General features: G+C 44.2%; 19 protein-coding genes. 13 read left to right on the top strand and 6 right to left on the bottom strand.

Going from position 1 to position 17,765, the window contains the following annotated elements; all coding sequences use genetic code 11:
- The first annotated feature begins 22 nt into the window (after nt 1-22).
- Together MJ612_RS14120 and MJ612_RS14115 are read left to right on the top strand one after the other, a co-directional pair.
- Nucleotides 23-673, top strand: coding sequence for a 4'-phosphopantetheinyl transferase superfamily protein (locus MJ612_RS14120; protein WP_187031126.1), 651 nt, complete (start codon nt 23-25; stop codon nt 671-673).
- Nucleotides 674-675: 2 nt separating this feature from the next.
- The gene (locus tag MJ612_RS14115) at nt 676-1,266 is read left to right on the top strand and encodes a thioredoxin family protein (protein ID WP_187031128.1); all 591 of its coding nucleotides are present in this window, start codon (nt 676-678) and stop codon (nt 1,264-1,266) included.
- Nucleotides 1,267-1,394: 128 nt separating this feature from the next.
- Here the strand turns inward: MJ612_RS14115 and MJ612_RS14110 are convergent, their stop codons facing one another.
- The 5 genes from MJ612_RS14110 to MJ612_RS14090 form a co-directional block, all read right to left on the bottom strand.
- A complete protein-coding gene (locus MJ612_RS14110) occupies nt 1,395-1,640 on the bottom strand; it encodes a hypothetical protein (RefSeq protein WP_187031130.1) in 246 nt (81 codons plus the stop codon).
- Between the two features lie 249 nt (nt 1,641-1,889).
- On the bottom strand, nt 1,890-2,741 hold the full coding sequence (locus MJ612_RS14105) for a transglutaminase-like domain-containing protein (RefSeq protein WP_187031132.1): 852 nt from the start codon (nt 2,739-2,741) through the stop codon (nt 1,890-1,892).
- Between the two features lie 120 nt (nt 2,742-2,861).
- Nucleotides 2,862-4,490, bottom strand: coding sequence for an acyl-CoA carboxylase subunit beta (locus MJ612_RS14100; protein WP_187031134.1), 1,629 nt, complete (start codon nt 4,488-4,490; stop codon nt 2,862-2,864).
- Nucleotides 4,491-4,575: 85 nt separating this feature from the next.
- On the bottom strand, nt 4,576-5,634 hold the full coding sequence (locus tag MJ612_RS14095) for an MlaD family protein (RefSeq protein ID WP_187031136.1): 1,059 nt from the start codon (nt 5,632-5,634) through the stop codon (nt 4,576-4,578).
- 21 nt (nt 5,635-5,655) lie between these two features.
- A complete protein-coding gene (locus MJ612_RS14090; RefSeq protein WP_187031138.1) occupies nt 5,656-6,438 on the bottom strand; it encodes an N-acetylmuramoyl-L-alanine amidase family protein in 783 nt (260 codons plus the stop codon).
- 85 nt (nt 6,439-6,523) lie between these two features.
- Here MJ612_RS14090 and MJ612_RS14085 point away from each other — a divergent pair, with 85 nt between their 5' ends.
- From MJ612_RS14085 to MJ612_RS14045, 9 genes are all read left to right on the top strand, one after another.
- Entirely contained in the window at nt 6,524-9,178 is a 2,655-nt protein-coding gene (locus MJ612_RS14085) for a putative LPS assembly protein LptD (protein WP_187031140.1), read from the top strand.
- A gap of 75 nt (nt 9,179-9,253) precedes the next feature.
- Nucleotides 9,254-10,075 (top strand): 3-methyl-2-oxobutanoate hydroxymethyltransferase, encoded by an 822-nt coding sequence (panB, locus tag MJ612_RS14080; RefSeq protein ID WP_187031141.1) that lies wholly within the window; start codon nt 9,254-9,256, stop codon nt 10,073-10,075.
- A gap of 19 nt (nt 10,076-10,094) precedes the next feature.
- Entirely contained in the window at nt 10,095-10,787 is a 693-nt protein-coding gene (locus MJ612_RS14075; RefSeq protein ID WP_222619647.1) for an RluA family pseudouridine synthase, read from the top strand.
- Between the two features lie 158 nt (nt 10,788-10,945).
- The gene (locus MJ612_RS14070; RefSeq protein WP_187031143.1) at nt 10,946-11,686 is read left to right on the top strand and encodes an acyl-CoA desaturase; all 741 of its coding nucleotides are present in this window, start codon (nt 10,946-10,948) and stop codon (nt 11,684-11,686) included.
- A 366-nt stretch (nt 11,687-12,052) separates the two neighbouring features.
- Complete coding sequence (locus tag MJ612_RS14065) at nt 12,053-12,598, top strand: 30S ribosomal protein S16 (RefSeq protein ID WP_187031145.1); 546 nt, start codon at nt 12,053-12,055, stop codon at nt 12,596-12,598.
- Between the two features lie 11 nt (nt 12,599-12,609).
- A complete protein-coding gene (gene rimM / locus MJ612_RS14060) occupies nt 12,610-13,179 on the top strand; it encodes a ribosome maturation factor RimM (protein ID WP_187031147.1) in 570 nt (189 codons plus the stop codon).
- A complete protein-coding gene (trmD, locus tag MJ612_RS14055; protein WP_187031149.1) occupies nt 13,179-13,856 on the top strand; it encodes a tRNA (guanosine(37)-N1)-methyltransferase TrmD in 678 nt (225 codons plus the stop codon). Before rimM ends, trmD begins: the two co-directional genes overlap by 1 nt.
- A 153-nt stretch (nt 13,857-14,009) precedes the next feature.
- Nucleotides 14,010-14,363 (top strand): 50S ribosomal protein L19, encoded by a 354-nt coding sequence (gene rplS / locus MJ612_RS14050; protein WP_187031151.1) that lies wholly within the window; start codon nt 14,010-14,012, stop codon nt 14,361-14,363.
- A 148-nt stretch (nt 14,364-14,511) separates the two neighbouring features.
- Nucleotides 14,512-15,102 carry an inorganic diphosphatase gene (locus MJ612_RS14045; RefSeq protein WP_187031152.1) on the top strand — a complete coding sequence of 197 codons (591 nt, stop codon included), beginning with the start codon at nt 14,512-14,514 and terminating at the stop codon, nt 15,100-15,102.
- 645 nt (nt 15,103-15,747) lie between these two features.
- Here MJ612_RS14045 and MJ612_RS14040 read toward each other — a convergent pair.
- The gene (locus MJ612_RS14040) at nt 15,748-16,458 is read right to left on the bottom strand and encodes a DNA repair ATPase (RefSeq protein ID WP_187031154.1); all 711 of its coding nucleotides are present in this window, start codon (nt 16,456-16,458) and stop codon (nt 15,748-15,750) included.
- Nucleotides 16,459-16,678: 220 nt separating this feature from the next.
- Here MJ612_RS14040 and MJ612_RS14035 point away from each other — a divergent pair, with 220 nt between their 5' ends.
- Nucleotides 16,679-17,086 carry a 6-pyruvoyl trahydropterin synthase family protein gene (locus MJ612_RS14035; protein ID WP_187031156.1) on the top strand — a complete coding sequence of 136 codons (408 nt, stop codon included), beginning with the start codon at nt 16,679-16,681 and terminating at the stop codon, nt 17,084-17,086.
- Nucleotides 17,049-17,744: a GTP cyclohydrolase I FolE gene (folE, locus tag MJ612_RS14030; protein WP_187031158.1), complete on the top strand. Its 696-nt coding sequence runs from the start codon at nt 17,049-17,051 to the stop codon at nt 17,742-17,744. The genes MJ612_RS14035 and folE overlap by 38 nt, the downstream gene beginning before the upstream one ends.
- The last annotated feature ends 21 nt before the right edge of the window (nt 17,745-17,765 follow it).

The raw sequence follows: 17,765 nt of genomic DNA, 5'->3' as shown, positions 1-17,765 counted from the left end.
AAGCACCGGCTATACTTTATTTATGCCCCTACTCTATTCACGGCAGCTTAACGAGCATACTATACTTGGTGCGTGGTCTATTACAGAACGCACTGATGAGCTTTTGCTTGCCCTGCCCGCTGGAATTACTTTGGATATGATGCTGGAACAGGCACATCCGCGCCGGCAAAAAGAGTGGCTGGCCAGCAGAGTACTGGTTTATAGTTTACTACAGCAGTTTACGTCAGATACACCTGTACTTCAGCGCAATGCGCATGGTAAACCGGTATTTGAGCAGGCGCCATACTTTGTATCCATCAGTCATTCGCCGGGGCTGGCGGCGGTTATACTTTCGGATAAATTTGAAGTTGGCATAGATGTTGAATTACTAAGTGAAAAGGCGCTGCGTGTGGCAGATAAGTTTTTGAGCGAAGCCGAGAAAGAATATACCTGCGGCGAAGCAGATAAAACCTGTTTGTACTGGAGCGCCAAAGAAACATTGTATAAAATGTATAGCCAACGGCAGCTGATATTTAAGGAAAACCTGCTGCTGCAACCTAGCCCTGAAACAGAAAATTTGCTTTTGGGATGTGTGCAGACAGATAAATTTTCTAAATTGTATCAGGTACAGCACGAGGTTTTACAGCAACACATACTTACTTATTGCATCGATAATTCTACAAACAAACTATAGACATGAAATTTTTAGCAACCTTAGCGGCTGCCGTTATACTTACGGTAAGTGCCTTTGCACAGAACAGCAGCTACCAACTTGGCGATAAGGTCTCGGATTTTACGTTGCAGGGTGTGGGTAACTCAAAGGTATCGCTGAGCGACTTCGCCAAAAGCAAAACGGTGGTGCTGGTATTTACCAATAACACCTGCCCTTATGCCAAACTATACGAAAACCGACTGGTAACCTTATCGAGCACGTATGCCAGCAAAGGCGTGCAGTTTATCTTTATTAACCCGGGTGTAGGTATGGGCGAAGGCAGCGAAACGCTTGAAGACATGGCTACCAAGAACTATAGATTCCCATACCTGGCCGACGAAGGACAGAAAGTTAGCTCACGCTTTGGCGCAACTAAGACCCCGGAAGTATTTGTACTGCATAACACCGGCGACAGCTTTGTGTTAAAGTATAAAGGTGCCATAGACGATAACCCACAGGTTGACAGCGGCGTGAAAAACCCTTACCTGAAAAACGTGATAGATGAGGTACTGGCCAGCCGAACTGTAACCGTAGCTGATAAACGCGCCACCGGCTGTCTGATCAGGAAATACTAACTTATAGTTTGAAGTATAAAACACAGAAGCCGCTCTTAGCATTTAAGAGCGGCTTCTGTGTTTTATACCAGCAAGGAGTATAGGATTATATTATAGTTGTTAGTGAAAACACCAACAACGGCAGATGGTTATCTGTTATTCAACATGCTATCTATACTCTCGACCAAGTACTTGAGCTTATCTGAATCGTCCTTTGCTAATACATGGCTAGATTGGTCATATATTACTTTGAGTTTATTAAGAAATTCATACCAGCCATCTGTTAATCCATTAACATACTTTTGGGCATCTTCCAATTCTTCTACTAATTCGAAGTGCTTTTGAGTTTCTAGTTTTTTAATAAATTCTTGGAAGGTATCCCAATAGTATTCCATTTATCAAGACGTAAAGTTGTTAAGCTTATTACCTATCAACAGTTTATACATTCTTCTTATACCTTCTTTTATAACTTATTACTATAATAATTGATAATCCTAAACTCAAGTAAATCAATCCTATATAATTGGTAGTTCTTTCAGGTATGTTATGTCCTGAAGCCGTAAGCATAAGCCAAAACAATGAATTTGCTAAGGTTAACAGGATAAGAATTACTAACAAGATATTTAAAGCTATTTTCATCTCACCTACTGAATAGCCGGATCATCATCCGTGATGGCAGTGAGCAGTTTGGTTACTTCGGTGGCTTTTTCGAGGTCTTTCATTTTCTCGAAGGAAAAGGCTAAGTTACGTAAAGCGCGTTTGATGATCTCGAGGTTGGAAGTCGGTTCGTAAAAAATATCAACCGGGTTCAGGTTCAGCTGCAGAATATAGTTATCGATATCCGCTTTGGAAAGTATAAGCCCTTTGTTGTAAACGTTGATGTAGAACTGCACCCCGTCCATTTTATAGGTAAGTATAAACAGGTTGGGCAGGTTTACCCCATACACCGGAAAGCCCAGGCGTTGTGCAATTACCATGTAAATAACGCAAAGCGTAAGCGGGTTGCCGCGTTTGGTTTCCAGGGCCAGGTGCAGCATGGAGTTTGATGGCGAATGGAAATTCTTGGTATTGGCCGTAAACTTCTTCTCCCGGAACAGCACATTGTTCAGTGACTTTATCTGGTCGTAAGGATGCATGTCATCCTTCATATGGGTCCAGGCATCAAAGTATAGCTGGTCCATAATTTTGGAGATGCTTGCATAATCTACATCAGGGTAGAGGTAAGAATTCACCAGCCACATCCCTTTCAGCAGATCGGTGCCGCCTTCTTCTTTCCAGTGCTGCAAACGGTGCAACAGCCCGTTAAACTGCATGTCGTGGATAAGGTCTTCGATCTTTTTCTGCAGATCAGTGTTCAGAGTTTCTTCCCACTCCTCTTCCAGCAAAGGAATTGCCCCTTCCCCCAGCGAAATTATCTTCTTCTCAACATGCGACGCTACCTCATAATCCGAATCATCCAACAGCGAGATAAGCGCCTTTATTTCCTTCTTAGTCAATGTATGCTTTAATTAGAAATGAAAAATTAGAAATTAGAAATGATTGAGATTAAAACTACTATAAGCTTCTGTCACACATCAACTTCTAATTTCTAATTCATAATTTTTAATTTTCCTAAATCACGTCTGTATCACACCTACGTTATATGGCTTCTCTATAGGTGCGTGGTTAGCGGCTTCAATACCCATTGATATTACTTTTCGGGTTTCAAGCGGATCAATGATGCCATCTACCCATAAACGAGCCGCCGCGTAATAAGGTGACAGTTCTTCGTTATACTTTGCCGTAATGCGCTCCAATAACTCCTGTTCTGCTTCCGGTGTAATTTCTTCGCCTTTTGCTTTTAATGCCGATACCTGAATCTGAAGCAATGTTTTGGCAGCCGCTGCACCACTCATTACCGCAAGCTGGGCTGTTGGCCACGAATAGATCAGGCGCGGATCGTAGGCTTTGCCGCACATGGCATAGTTACCGGCACCATAGCTGTTACCAACTATAATCGTGAACTTAGGCACCACCGAGTTTGCCATAGCATTCACCATTTTAGCACCATCCTTAATAATACCGCCGTGCTCGGCCTTGCTACCCACCATAAAACCGGATACGTCCTGCAGAAACACAAGCGGAATCTTTTTCTGGTTGCAGTTCATGATAAAGCGGGCAGCTTTGTCAGCTGAGTCGGAGTAAATTACGCCGCCCATCTGCATTTCGCCTTTCTTGCTTTTAACGATCTTGCGCTGGTTGGCAACTATACCTACGGCCCAGCCATCAATTCGTCCCAACCCGCAAATCAGCGACTGACCATATAGTTCTTTATAGGGTTCGAACTCCGAGTTATCTACCAGACGCAGGATGATGTCCATCATGTCGTAAGGTTTCACACGGTCGGCTGGCAGTATACCGTAAATTTCCTGCTCATTTAGTTTTGGAGCAGCAGGCTCTACGCGGCTGAAACCAGCTTTCGGGTTATCACCCAGCTTATCGAAAATAGTGCGGATGTGATCCAGCGCTTCTTTATCGTCTTTGCATTTATAGTCTGTTACACCGGATATTTCACAATGCGTGGTTGCACCGCCCAGTGTTTCGTTATCAATCGTTTCGCCGATGGCAGATTTTACTAAGTATGAACCACCTAAGAATACAGAACCAGTACCCTCAACTATAAGGGCTTCGTCGCTCATGATGGGCAAATATGCACCACCGGCCACACAACTCCCCATAATGGCAGCAATCTGAACTATACCCATCGAGCTCATTACCGCGTTGTTCCGGAACATGCGGCCAAAGTGCTCTTTATCGGGGAAGATTTCGTTCTGCATCGGCAAAAACACGCCGGCACTATCTACAAGGTAAACTATAGGCAGTTTATTTTCGATGGATATCTCCTGGGCACGCAGGTTTTTCTTGGCCGTTATCGGGAACCAGGCACCGGCTTTAACGGTGGCATCGTTGGCAACTACCACGCACTGACGACCTTTAATGTAACCAATACCTGTAACCACGCCGCCGCTCGGGCAGCCACCAACTTCAGGGTACATACCATCGCCTGCAAAAGCACCCATCTCCAGGAACTCAGTGCCCTCATCAAGCAGGTAAGCAATACGCTCACGGGCAGTCATCTTGCCTTTTTCGTGCTCTTTCTCGATGCGTTTTTCACCACCGCCCAGGTAAACTTTTTTTAGTTTTGATTTAAGCTGAAAGGTAAGCTGTTTTAAGGAGTCTTCGTTTTTATTGAATTCGATATCCATGAAGGGTGTAGGTTTGTAATTAGGGACTTACAAAGAAAAATCCGCCCAGAAAGCGGATTTCACAAATATACAATTTTATATAGCCTTATTTAGATTTTGTTGTATCCGTTTTTAACGGGACTTTAAGTGTATCCGGCACAGGTCTTCTGAACTCATCCGGGTTCTCATCCTGCATCTCTTTCACTTCCTCCAGTGTTATTACACGGCCTGTAGCATCTACTTTATACTTGTCTTTTCTGCCAATCAGCGAGAACTGTACATAACGTTTCGGGTACGCCTGAATATCGCGCAGCAACATGTTAAGTGCCTCCGTAGAGCGGGCCATATTTTCATACAGCACATCATCGTTCATCAGCTTACCCATAGAACCCTGGTTAGAATTTAGTTTAGCAACTGTCTGCTGCATCTCCATTACGGCTTTGTTGGCATTGTCTACCAGCTTATTTACCTCTGCGCGTTTTAGGGTATCGGTAATTTCAGCCATGTTCAGGGCTACACGGTCTATGTGGCGCTGCGTTTTCACCAGCGATGCCATAAGCCTGTTTGTATTGGTAGTTATATCGTTAATATTGCGCTGGTTAGCACGCAGCATCTGATTCAGAGCCTCTGTAGTAGCCTGAGTATTGGCAAGTATAAGCTGTATGTTTTGTTTGGCTTCGCTGTCGAGCAGGCGGTTAACGCGTGCTAAGGTGGTATCTACCTTATCTATAACCGGTACTGCCTTAGACGAAAGCATATCAGCTATACTTTTTTCGTTGAACGGGATCAGGCGTTCCCCGCCTTTGTACATTTTTTTGCTGTTGCCTAAGTATAAGGTAATGGCTTTGCTACCTAAAAGGTCTGAGCTGGCAAGTGCAGCTATAGTTGAATCACCGATCTGCAGATCTTCCTGCACTTCTATAGAGACAAGGATATGATTGTGCTCCTTAGGCATAAGCTTCAGTTCCTGCACAGAGCCTACCTGCACGCCATTCAGCATAACAGGGTTAGAGGCAGTAAGGCCGTCTACGTTATTATACACCACGTAGAAGGTCCTGGTATCGGAGAACAGCTCAGCCCCTTTCAGGAACTTGAACCCGAAGTATAGTATTACAAGTGCTACTATTCCAAGCAGCGCAACTTTTATTTCTTTTCTTATTTTCACGTAGGGGTGTTAGGTACACTATTAGTTCATAGCTTCCAGTTCTCTCTTATAATCCTTGAAAGCGCGATATATACCTGAAGCCATATACGATTGCCCCGTTTTATCGTTAAGAAATTTTTCTTCAGTAGGGTTTGTAAGGAAGCCACACTCTATCAGCACACTAGGCATATAGGATTTCCAGAGTACCAGGAAACCGGCTTGCTTTACACCACGGCTGCTGCGGCCAACTCTATGTTTAAATTCATTTTCTACTTTCTGGGCAAAACGCAGGCTGTTATCCATGTAAGCGCTCTGGTGCAGGGTAAATAAAATATGGCTTTGCGGGGAGTTCGGATCGAAACCACCATAGTTCTGTTTATAGTTATCTTCGTGCAGGATTACCGAGTTCTCACGTTTGGCAACATCAAGGTTACCTTTTGAGGTATGAAGTCCCATGGAGTAGGTCTCTGTGCCATAAGCAGCCGGAGGCCCTGAGTTCAGGTGAATAGAAATAAAAAGATCTGCGTTGTTCTTGTTCGCAATGCCGGCACGGTCTATAAGCTCCACAAACGTATCCGTTTTACGGGTATACACCACCTTTACATCCGGTAGGTTCGTCTCAATAAGTTTGCCTACCTGCAAGGCAAGGCTTAAAGCAACATCTGCTTCATGCGATACTTTGCCATTACAGCCATTATCCTTACCGCCGTGGCCAGCGTCTATTACCACAGTGCGAACTCTATAGTCGTTTCGGTATTCTAGCTTATTGGATGAAAGAAAGAAGAATACCAGGGCTAAAACTGAAACAGTAACAATATTTCTCACAACGCTCGTTAGTTAAAAGCTAAAACAATAACTTTGTACAAATTAAATAAAACTTTAGGGAAGTCTGAAGAAGTTGCGACACATTTTGACAATTTTACTGCTGCTGCAGTTTGCCGTACTTTCTCCCTTGCTGGTGACAGGTCAGCGTATACCTACACGTGCTCTTCGGCCAGTGTCTAACACGCCACAAGACACAATCAAGCAAGATTCAGTTAACCTGTCGGCCCCGAAAGGCGACATTGAAACGACAATCAAATATTCTGCCAGAGACTCCATACAGTTTGAAGTAGCCCGCAAAGTGGTTCACCTATACGGCGAAGCCAAGATCAACTATGGCACTATGTCGCTGGAGGCTGCCTATATCCAGATCGATTACGAGACTAACTCTTTAACCGCTACTTCTCTTAAAGACTCTACAGGTAAGGATATTGGTGTGCCGGTTTTTGCCGATGGCGCCGAAACGTACTCAGCCAAACGCATTGCCTACAACTATAAAACCAAACGTGGCCGCATTGCTGAAGTAGTAACGCAGCAAGGCGAAGGTTATATACACTCTGAGGTGGTAAAAAAGAATGAGGCCAATGAATTTTTCGGGCTGCACAACAAGTATACAACCTGTAACCTGGCACACCCGCACTTTTATATAAATGCCGGTAAGATAAAGGCCATCCCTAACGACAAAGTAATGTCAGGACCATTCAACCTGGTAATAGGGGATATACCTACACCGCTTGGTTTCCTGTTCGGTTTATTTCCTACACCTAAAAATAATCGGTCTTCAGGGGTTATAGTACCCAGCTTTGGTGAAAACGCAGTTCGTGGTTTTTACCTGATGAACGGTGGCTATTACCTGGCTCTGAACGATTATATAGGTACAACTATAACCGGTGATGTATACTCGCTTGGTGGTTACGACATCCGGGTTAACAACGACTACAGAAAACGCTACTCTTACCAGGGTAATCTCGGTTTTGAATACAACTACTTTAAAAATGACGAGGCAGATGTAGAGCAATCGAAATCTACCAATGAATTTGGAAACCAGATTCCGCCGACGCAGCGCACATTTTGGGTAAGGTGGTCGCACAGCCCTGTAGCAAAACCCGGAAAAGGCCGGTTTACTGCAAGTGTAAACGCAGGTAGCTCCCAGCACAATCGAATCAGTGGCAACAGCCGCACTTCCGATTACCTGGCAGCATCCTTCAACTCAAGTATCTCTTATCAGAAAACGCTGCAAAACTCCCCTTTCAGCTACACTGTAAAGCTAAACCAGGGCCAGACGGATGGCGGCATCATGAACTTTGTGTTACCTGACTTAAACTTCAGTATGTCGTCGGTGAGTTTGTACGAGGTGTTAACAAAGAAAACACCTACCGGACGTTGGTTTGAGAATTTCACTTTAGGTTACAACGTTACAGCCCGAAACGAAATATCGAACCTGACACAGCCGAGCAGAAACAGCCTTGGCGGTGTAGATGTTATAGGAGGAACTGAGGAAGCGGATACGATCAGCTTATCTGACTTTACTACCTTATGGGAGAACGGCCGCCGGTCGGCAACACACAATTTCAGCATTGGCTTAGGTAGCTTTAAACTGTTCAAGTATTTTAACTTGTCGCCAAGTGTGAGTTATAGTGAGCGTTGGGTTGACAGAAAATTCACTTATGAGTATAACCCGGATTCTAATGCGGTAGAAGTAGATACTGCCAGATTTGGCAGGGTTTATCAGTACAGTGCAGGTGCCTCGCTCAGCACTAACATTTACGGTACGGTGTATGTACGCGGCAAGCGTGTAGAAGCCATCCGTCATATGATCAGGCCATCAATCACCTATAACTATCAGCCGGATTTTGGCGATCCATACTTCGGGTTTTACCAGAACCTGTATTTAGGCGATGACGCAAACGGACGTCCGATTTACCAGCAATTGAGCCGCTTTGAATCTGGTGCGCCTGGTGTCGGACTGCAAAGTGCCTTAAGCTTTGGTTTGCAAAATAACATCGAGATGAAAGTTAAATCGAAAGCAGATACGACAGGTAAGAAATTTGAGAAAGTAAGCATCATCGACAACTTTGGTATTCGCGGGGGCTACAACTTTGCAGCAGACTCTTTAAAGCTGAGCCAGATATCGATGAACATGAACACTCGCCTGTTTAAAGTGGTGAGTATTAACTTCAACTCATCGTTTAACCCATACGAAACCGACTCTCTGGGCCGGAACATTGACCGTTACCTGCTAAGCGGACCTGGATTTAAACCGGCTCGTTTAACCAATGCCAGCCTTAACCTGAGTGCTAACCTCAACCCACAGGCCCGGCGCACCCAGACATCTACCCCGGATAACCTGCCTGTACTGGAGCAGAACCTGAACCCGTTTGAGCCAAACTATGTGGATTTTAAAATTCCGTGGTCGTTAAGCTTTGACTATACCTTGAACTTTAACAGAGGCATTGGGAACCAGCCAAATACTATAAACAATACTGTAGGCTTAGATGGCGATGTAAACCTGACTGATAAATGGAAAGTAGGCTACTATGCCAGCTACGACATCATGGATCAGAAAATATCGAGTGCCCGACTGGATATTTACCGCGACCTGCACTGCTGGGAAATGAGCGTAAGCTGGATCCCGTTTGGTTTTCAGCGGGGGTATAACATTACAATTAATGCCAGATCATCCCTGCTGCGCGACCTCCGACTCACAAAGAGATCTTATACTTCAGGTATAAACTTCAGATAAAACTTAACAGCTACCCCCGGGTGGCTGTTATTGTTTAGGAAGTTTTATAGTTTTACAAAAAATACCGGTTTGCTTATGTCTGTTCAGAAAAAAAGCGATGTAAAAGTGATCACCACGCACCAGTTGCAAAACATGAAGGAGCGCGGCGAAAAAATATCCATGCTCACAGCCTACGATTTTTCAATGGCTTCTATCCTGGATGCGGCAGGTGTAGATGTGCTGCTGGTTGGTGATTCGGCATCAAATGTAATGGCAGGGCATGAAACCACCCTACCAATTACACTGGACCAGATGATATATCATGCACAATCGGTGGTTAGGGCAGTAAAGCGGGCTTTCGTAGTGGTTGATATGCCGTTTGGTTCTTACCAAGGCAATTCTTCAGAGGCGCTTCGCTCTGCTATTCGTATCATGAAGGAGTCTGGCGGACATGGTGTAAAGCTGGAAGGCGGCGCCGAGATAAAAGAATCTATTACCCGCATTCTGAGTGCAGGCGTACCAGTAATGGGCCACCTAGGATTAACACCACAGTCTATCTATAAATTTGGCACCTATACAGTACGTGCTAAAGAAGAGGCCGAAGCACAAAAACTGATAGAAGACGCGCAGTTGCTACAGGAGCTGGGTTGCTTTGCTATTGTGCTGGAGAAGATTCCTTCTGAGCTGGCTAAGCGTGTTGCCGAAACCTTACACATCCCGATTATTGGTATTGGTGCTGGCCCGCATGTAGATGGCCAGGTACTGGTAGTTCATGATATGTTGGGCATTACAAAAGAGTTTAAGCCACGTTTCCTGCGCCGCTACGCTGACCTGCACAGTATAATGACCGATGCTGTTCAGAACTATGTGAAGGATGTAAAAAACCGGGATTTCCCTTCCGAAGAAGAAGCGTACTAGAGTTTAGGAGTTAGAGAGTTTGGGAGTTAAAGAATTAGAAATCCTGTTTGAGGATAACCATGTGCTGGTGGTAAATAAACCTGCGGGCTTGCTGGTACACGGCGACGAAACAGGCGACATTACCTTGGCAGACCTGGCAAAAGATTATATTAAACAGAAGTATAACAAGCCAGGCAATGTGTTTATAGGTGTGGTACACCGCCTCGACAGGCCTGTTAGCGGAGTAGTGCTGTTGGCTAAAACGTCTAAGGCCCTAACCCGACTCAACGAACTTTTCAGGAGCAAGAAAACCAGAAAAATTTATTGGGCTGTTGTGCTTAACCGACCACCACAGGAAAGCAATACACTGGTGCACTGGCTTGTAAAAGATGCATCTAAAAACGTAACAAAAGCCTATGCTAAAGAAAACCAGGCAGGCGCACGTTCAGAGTTAAACTATAAATTACTGGGAACACAGCAAGGCAAATACTTACTGGAGGTAAACCCGATCACTGGTCGCCCGCACCAGATACGCGTACAACTGGCCAGCATGCGTTGCCCTATTGCCGGTGACCTGAAATATGGCGCACCCCAGCCACTGCCCGATAAAAGTATAGCGCTGCACGCCCGTCAGTTACAGTTCGAGCATCCTACTCTGAAAACAACTATAACTGTGAGTGCTCCTTTACCGAACACTGCCATCTGGGCACCTTTTGCCAAGTATAAATTATAATTACACTTCCCTATAAGGATGATTCTTATCACCTTTCTGAACTTTTATACCGCTTTGGCTATTTTGATAGAAATTCCTGTCGTAATTTTGCAGGCAAGTGGCAGAACTATATTTTATACTTGCCCAACAACTAATTAAATACCAATTCAACCGCTTTAATGGCTATCCTGATTTTCTTTTTAGTACATTGGTACTTGTCACTATTTGTGCAGACATTTTTCCTGCATCGCTATGCTGCACATAAAATGTTTACCATGAACCCATTTTGGGAGAAAGCATTTTACCTGCTTACTTACATTGCACAAGGCTCTTCTTTCCTGTCGCCGCGCGCCTATGCTATTTTGCACCGCATGCACCACGCCTTCTCAGATACAGAACGTGACCCGCACTCGCCGCATTATTCTAATAATGCGTTTACCATGATGTGGAAGACCAAAAATATCTACAACGATGTACTGAATAACCGTGTGGAGCCGGAGCGACGTTTTGACGGCAACTATCCGGTATGGAATTTTATTGAAAAAGTAGGTGATTCATACTTCTCCAGAATTGGCTGGGGTGTGTTGTATGTATTGTTCTATATCCAGTTTGCGGAGTTCTGGTGGATGTACCTGTTGTTGCCAATCCACTTCTTAATGGGCCCCGTACATGGTGCTATTGTAAACTGGAGCGGCCACAAGTATGGTTACCAGAACTTTGATAACAACGACAAGTCAAGAAACTCCTTGTTCTTCGACTTTTTAACTGGCGGAGAACTTTTCCAGAACAACCATCATAAACTGCCTAACCGTGTTAACTTTGGCGTAAAATGGTGGGAGTTTGATCCAACCTGGCCAATGATCTGGACGCTGGATAAGCTGAGAATTATAAAACTGAAGCCTGTAAAGGTGAAAGCATAAAAAAAGCCCTTCGGAAACGGAGGGCTTTTTTTATTTTAACCCTGACCTAAAAACGTAGAAAGGGGATTTTGAAACAAGATGTCCGAAAACGAGGCCCCACGGCCATGAGCGCACCAATGCAAAAGATGAAACTATAGGTAAGTAGAGCTCTCAGGAATAGAGGAGGCTATGGAAGTATAGCTTACATGCAGAAAGTATTAACCTCTCTTATTTTCAAACAAAACCAACTATAAATCTGACGCTTACAGACTCTGATATCTCAAAACATACACCTTAACTATAGTTTGAAATCACAGAAACTATACTTACCTTTGCGGTTCTAAAAAACTGGCGGACGGGTTCCGCCGACTTTAAAATTTATAAAAAATGGCTGTTAAAATCAGACTGGCCCGCAGAGGCCGCAAAAAAGCCGCTATCTACGATATCGTAGTAGCTGACGCTCGTGCACCACGTGATGGTAAATTCATCGAGAAACTGGGTACTTACAACCCTAACACTAACCCTGCTTCTATCGATTTCAGCGATGAGAAGGCATTCCAGTGGTTGATGAACGGAGCGCAACCAACTGATACTGTAAAAGCAATGCTTTCTTACAGAGGTATCCTTTTCAAAAAACACCTGCAAATTGGTGTAAACAAAGGTGCTATCACTCAGGAAACTGCTGATGCTCGTTTCGAAGAGTGGAAGAACGCAAAAGATGCTAAGATTGCAGGTAAAGTTGAATCTTTAGGCTCTGCTAAAGAAGCTGCTCGTAAAGCTGCTCTTGAGGCTGAAACTAAGAAGAAAGAAGCTCGTGCAGAAGCTATCCGTCAGCGTGATGCTGAGAAGGCTGCTGCTAACGCACCTGCTACTGAAGAAGAAGCTCCTGAAGCACCAGCTGCTGAAGGCGAATCTACTGAAGAGCAAGCATAAATTACTGTGCCATGAATATTGATGCTTGTTTTCAGCTTGGATACATCGTTAAGACGCATGGCATAAAGGGGCAGGTTGTCGCGTTTTTTGACGTGGACTACCCTGAGGATTATGAAGATCTGGAATCAGTCTTTCTCGACCAAGGAGGAAGGCTGGTTCCATTTTTTATTGATGCCATGGAGCCGCAGCAAAAAGGCCGCTTCATTATCAAGTTTGAAGACATCAAAACCCTGGAGCAGGCTGAAAAGCTTCGCAATACTGCTTTATACTTACCACTGGATGAATTACCTGAGCTTGAAGAAGACCAGTTCTACTTTCATGAAGTGATAGGCTATACCGTAGTAGATGAAAACCACGGGGAGCTGGGCATTGTAAAGGAATTTTACGACCTGCCGCAACAGCAGCTGATGTCCATGGAGTACCAGAACCAGGAAATGCTTATACCTGTTATAGATGAGATCTTCCTGCATGCCGACCATGAAGCTAAAAAGCTGCATATAAACTTGCCGGAGGGATTACTTGAAGTTTATACTCAACCCAGCACTCCGGATGATGCCGATGACGCAGATGAGGAAAAGTAATGCGTATTGATATTATCAGCTGCCAGCCAGACCTGCTGGAAAGCCCCTTTAGCCATTCTATACTTAAACGTGCGCAGCAAAAAGGCCTTGTAGAAGTACATGTGCACGACCTGCGTAAGTATGCCATAAACAAGTATGGCCAAATAGATGATTATGCTTTTGGTGGCGGGGCCGGCATGGTGATGATGATCGAACCGATTGACAAATGCATTTCTGAGTTACAAGCTGACCGCACGTACGATGCCATTATTTATATGACACCTGATGGGCAGACACTGAACCAGAATATAGTGAACAAGTTCTCGCTGCTGCACAACATTATTATACTTTGCGGACACTATAAAGGCGTAGATGAGCGCGTGCGTCAGCGGTTTATAACGCATGAGATCAGCATCGGGGATTATGTATTATCGGGCGGGGAACTTGGCGCTGCTGTATTGGCTGATGCCATTATCCGGATTATACCTGGCGTTCTGAACGATGAATCATCAGCACTGACAGATTCTTTCCAGGATGGATTGCTTGCGCCTCCGGTGTTTACCAGGCCTGCAGAATATAAAGGCATGAAGGTTCCTGATATACTTTTATCTGGTGATGGGCCTAAGATTGAGCAGTGGCGTTTTGAGCAAGCCATAGAACGCACCAGGCAGCGAAGGCCAGACCTGCTTAATGACTAAAATTTATATTTTGCAACTGTAGCAGCAGGAGTTGCTAACAGTTTATAACACAACAAAAATAATTTTTCGGGCAAGTATTCCTATGTAAAAAATAATTACATATCTTTGCAGTCCGAATTTTGAAGAAGACACTTTAGCTTTAACAACATAGCCATGAGCGAATTAATTAAATTAATAGAGCAGGAATCTACTGACATACGTGCAGCTTTCCCTGCTTTCCAGGCGGGTGATACTATAAACATCCACGTTAAAATCCGTGAAGGTAACAAAGAGCGTATTCAGCAGTTCCAAGGCGTTGTTATTCAGCGTAAGAACGTTAATACAAACGGCGAAACTTTCACTGTAAGAAAAATATCTAACCAAATTGGTTTAGAGCGTATTTTCCCGCTTCTTTCTCCTTCTATTGAGAAAATTGAGCTTGTTAGAAAAGGTAAAGTAAGAAGAGCTAGATTGTACTATCTGAGAGGCTTGTCTGGTAAGGCAGCAAGAATCAAGGAGAAAAGATAATACCTGTTTTCACAAATTTTCCATAGTTAAAAAGGAGCCGTTAAACCAACGGCTCCTTTTTTATTTGTCCCTGTTTACTAAAAGAGCTGTATTGGATAGACCTCCATCTGTTATTATATTTGGATTAGCCTCAACGCAGCTTATACATATGAATACATACCGTTATACTTTATTTCTGCTCCTTTTAACACTATGCCTGTACAGCTGCCAGACAGACTACGCAGCATTGCCTACTTATTCAGGAGCCAGGCAATTACAGGCTGTGGTAGAAACTCCGGCTGGTTCCAGCCATACTATGAAGTATAACCCTCAGCTAAAAGAATTTGAAAATGATAAAGAGGCAGGAAAAGACAGAGTCATAAACTCTTTGCCTTATCCGGGTAATTATGGGTTTATACCATCTACTGAAGTAGGGTCTAATGGCAGAGGACTTAGCACGTTTATAATTGCTGATCGCACAGAAACAGGCACCGTAATGGAAGTTATACCTATTGCAACCTTAATGTTAGAAAAGGCAAACGGTGACCTATATCCAGTTATCATTTCCGTACCATCTCGCCCAAGCGAACGCCTTATCACAGCCACCGATTACGCTAGTTTAAGTAAAGAATACACGTCAGTTAAAAGCATACTACAGCAGTGGTTTGTAAGTGATGCAAAGCCAAGCCGGCACAAGTTTATTAGCTGGAAAGATGAGCAGTTTGCAGAAAAGGAAATACAGCGCTGGATGAAGTTATAGTTAAATCAATCGGTAAGGTACAGCCTAAAGTATAGTTTTATAGTTTTCGTTTATCCAACCACCCCCAACCCCTCCTTTAAGGTGGGGAGCTTTTCTGCTGCTGCTATAATTGAAGACATTGTCTTATAGTTGCTGTTTCAACACCCCTGTAGTCCCCTCAAGGGGACAGTTCTGCTATTGCTATAGCATAAGCAGTAGTTCTATAGTTACAGATCAAGAAAGGACAGGTCGCGACTTGTCCCTACGGAGTTACAACCACGAAAAGGCTATACAACTATAACCGATCAATTAGCTACACCATCAGCTATCGAACTAATCACAGTCTTTGGGTGGAGCGCCTCGAGAGGTTCTGGTGCCGCCAGGCATTGCGAGGCACGAGCAAAGGAAGCGAAAGCAGCGCGATGCCCGAAGACGGGGCCTCCCGGCCGTAAGGGCACCAAAGTAAACTATAAGACTGTAGGCTAGTAAAGCTCCCAGGATGAAAAGTAGCTATGAAAGTATAGCTTGGTTCGAGTTAGAAAACACTTCAACTATGAGCCGGGATAGATTTCTCGCTCAGGCTCGAAATGACAAAGAAACGAGTACTATAAAAGCAAAAAGCCAGTTGCATCGCTGCAACTGGCTTTCAAAACCATGTATAAACTGCTACTTCACTTGCAATAATTTTGCACGAACAGCTTCAACAGCTTTCTCCATTTCCTGTACTTGCAGCTTACTAGCTTCCTGTTGTTTTAAGTTATTCTGCACATTCTGCTCCAGTTGCTTTAGCTCATCGGCATTCTTTACCAGTTCAGCTTCCAGTTGCTGTTTGCGCATTTTGTTTTTCTCTATACCAGCCTGTATATCGTTTGCCTGCTTCACCACGCGGTCCTGCTCCAGTTTCGTAGCTTTCAGAACATCTTCTGCCTGATTAATTTGTCTGAAGATATCTTCGCGGTATGCTTTGCGAGCAAAAGCCATCATAAAGCCTTCTGCCGCCGCATACTCTTTAGGCGTGGCATTCTTGTCTACATAGGCTACACCCATATCCAGCGACCACCACACCTGGCTCCCTTCAGGCCCGCTTGCTACTGTGGAAATAATACGCATCGGGGTGCTTGCAATTGTATCCAGCACTACACCATCCAAAGAGTAAACACCTTTGGTATACTTTACTTTCACTTTGCCGGCTTTTTCTGTTAGCTGGTTTTTCCAGAGCTTCTCCACAAACGCAGGATCTAACTGCACAGTCAGCTGCTGGCCTCGTCTGTTCATACCGTTCACGGTTTGCTCACTCTCTTCTACCTTACCCGATTGGGCATTACACAAACCAGCTGCCATACACAGCAGCCCCAGTAGTAAAGCTTTCAGTTTCATAAATCTGGAATTGGAATAATAAATTGGATGATTACGAAATGTAACGTTACGAAAATAAGTAAATCAAATGAAAAACATCCTGTTCAGTCAGACTAATTTAGCCAAAAAATTGCTTACCCTTTCCGCAGGACTGGCTACCTTTGCAAACTTAAAGTAATGGATAATAAATCTGTATATTTATAAGTATAACATTTGTGTATCAAGGGTTGTTGGTGATACTATGACAGTAACTGTTTGCCGAAAAGAACATTTTAACGCAGCGCATCGCTTGTACAACGCCAGTTGGAGCGACGAACAGAACGCAGCTGTATTTGACAAATGCAGCAATCCGAACTACCACGGCCACAACTATGAACTAATTGTGAAGCTGACCGGGCCTGTAAATGCAGAGACCGGCTATGTATATGATCTGAAACAGCTAAGCGAACTTCTGAAGCAGGAAGTGATAGCACGTTTTGATCATAAGAACCTGAACCTGGATACCGAAGAATTTAAAGACTTAAACCCTACCGCTGAAAATATAGCTATTGTGATCTGGAACATACTCCGGCCACAGATTAGCGAGAACTATGCGTTAGGTATTACGCTATATGAAACCGAAAGAAACTTTGTTGAATATAATGGATAACCAGGACCTGGAGAACGACAAAGAAGCCATGGACGATCACGTGATGAGCTCGTTGGAGACACCACTCCGACCTGATGCTTTTAACCTGACAGATCAGGAGAAGATAACTATCATTGAAGAGCATTTTAGAGAGATCATGCACACGTTAGGCCTGGACCTGACCGATGATAGCCTGAAAGGTACACCACGCCGTGTAGCGAAAATGTATGTAAAAGAGATTTTCCACGGCTTAAACCCAGACAATAAACCGGATATCCGTAGGTTCGAGAATAAATACAAGTACAACCGCATGCTGGTTGAGCGCGACATTACACTTTATTCTTCCTGCGAACACCACTTTGTACCTATTATTGGCAAAGCGCATGTGGCCTACATACCCGGTGAGCATGTTATCGGCCTATCTAAACTGAACCGAATTGTGCAGTACTATGCCCGTCGCCCGCAGGTGCAGGAGCGTATGACAATGCAGATAGCTAACGAACTGAAACAGGCTTTGCAAACAGAAGACGTAGCTGTACTGATTGAAGCTGACCACCTTTGTGTAATGAGCCGTGGAGTAAATGATGTTACCAGCAGCACAATTACAGCAGAGTATAGTGGCCTGTTTCAGGAAGAACAGTTTCGCAGTGAGTTTCTCTCCCACATCCGTAAAAAGTAAACATCAGCTGTTAAAAACTGT

This window comes from Pontibacter deserti (genome assembly GCF_023630255.1).
Lineage (GTDB): Bacteria > Bacteroidota > Bacteroidia > Cytophagales > Hymenobacteraceae > Pontibacter > Pontibacter deserti.
The sequence above is the reverse complement of the archived record's forward strand: the minus strand, read 5'-3'. Positions and strand labels throughout refer to the sequence as shown.